The 1,592-nt window shown below is 53.0% G+C and carries 2 protein-coding genes; both read left to right on the top strand.

Translation table 11 applies throughout. The features are described from left to right. Window positions 1–227 (top strand): DUF2249 domain-containing protein (locus KDG50_01840; GenBank protein ID MCB1864144.1); only part of this gene is annotated, 227 nt, incomplete at its 5' end. A 10-nt stretch (window positions 228–237) separates the two neighbouring features. Further along, window positions 238–1,359, top strand: a complete 1,122-nt coding sequence (locus KDG50_01835; protein ID MCB1864143.1) for a hypothetical protein — start codon at window positions 238–240, stop codon at window positions 1,357–1,359. Window positions 1,360–1,592 lie beyond the last annotated feature (233 nt).

Below are 1,592 nucleotides of genomic sequence, written 5' to 3'. Positions count from 1 at the left end.
TCTACGTGTTTGATGCACGCGGAATTGCCAAACGATTTCGTCATGCAGCCATTTTCGGTGCACTGGATGCCCTGGTTCCAGGGGAAACCATGCAATTTTTCAACGACCATGATCCACTGCCACTACTTGAGCAATTGCAGCAACGCTATGGCTCCGCCGTTTCCATCAACTACGTTCAGCGTGAACCGGAGCAGATCGTAATCAATTTCAAGCGCGAGACTGACTAACAAGGTCTGGATGTTGTTGTTCACCCTCGTCTTGTTCGCCCTAGCCTCGTTTGCCGGGGCGATCTTCCTTTATGCATCGGGTTACGCCATGCTAGCGCCCATTCATCTGGCGCTGGCAACTGGTGCCATGCCACTTATTACAGGTGCGATGATTCACTTCGTGCCGGTACTTACTCGAAGTAGCCCGCATGCACGAGGGATACATGCACTACCATGGCTGATGCTGTTGGCCGGCATGCTGGCTGTCAGTTCTTTTCTATTTCCATCTACACCACCTGCCCTGCGCATTGTGGCAGCAATACTCGGTATAACCACTGCCGCAATACTGGCATGGTGGATATTTCGCCTATCCCATAACAGCCTGGGTGGTTCACATCCCGGTGCATACTGGTACCTGGCTGCAATGATCTTTTTGCTGATTGGGCTGCTGACCGTACTATTGATGCAGCAATGGCCAAGCCAGTACCTGGCGCTACGCCGTTTTCACCTTCATCTCAACACCCTTGGCTTTATAGCGATCACCGCTGTGGGAACCCTGCAGGTGTTACTGCCTACCGCCCTTGGTCAACCCGACATGTTCGCAGCACAACGATTACGATCTGACCTCAAATGGGTTGTTACAGGTACTATCCTGATAGCCACAGGCGCGGCCTGGGTATGGCCCCTTATCTGGCCGGGGCTGCTGTGCTGGTTATGGCCGCTTGTAAGGCTAGGTCTTTCCTGGCTGTCGCTGTATCGAAAGGAGCCACAACACTGGAATGCTAACAGTACCGCAATTGCCGGTGCCCTCCCCGGACTGCTGATCATCTTCATATTGGGGGCTTCACATGCCAGCAATCTGGTCTCCACCATACATGCCAGTCTAGCCTATGTGTTCATTTTCCTGTTACCACTGGTTACCGGTGCGGCAAGCTACCTGATACCACTCTGGATAAGGCCCGGTATACAAACGGAATGGCACGCGCGCGCACGCCTGCACCTGGCACAATTCGGTCTGTTTCGGCTGGTTCTCTTCATCGCTGCGGGGATATTCATCACCCTGGGGTCGCTCGAATGGGGCTGGGGCCTGGCAGGAATTGCTCTGGGACTTTTTTTGATCCAGTTACATGGACTTACAAGAGGGACAACTTGAGATAATTCAATGCAACTATGATCGTTACTGATCTTGCGACCCTTCTTGTGCAGCCTTATAGCTACTCGTCATGCATTGATTTCTTCCTGAAGTGCTTGGAGCACCTCCAGAATCTGATCGATATGCGGCATCTCGCCGAAGATCATGTTTTCCATTGCGCGATAATCGGACCTGACCGAGGCCAGCACATGACCCTCCGGCACCAGCACCAAGGTACCTGGCTTCGCCAAGTC

The sequence above is a fragment of the Chromatiales bacterium genome (genome assembly GCA_020445605.1).
In the GTDB taxonomy this organism is placed as follows: domain Bacteria; phylum Pseudomonadota; class Gammaproteobacteria; order JAGRGH01; family JAGRGH01; genus JAGRGH01.
This window is presented reverse-complemented; position numbering and strand designations above follow the sequence as displayed.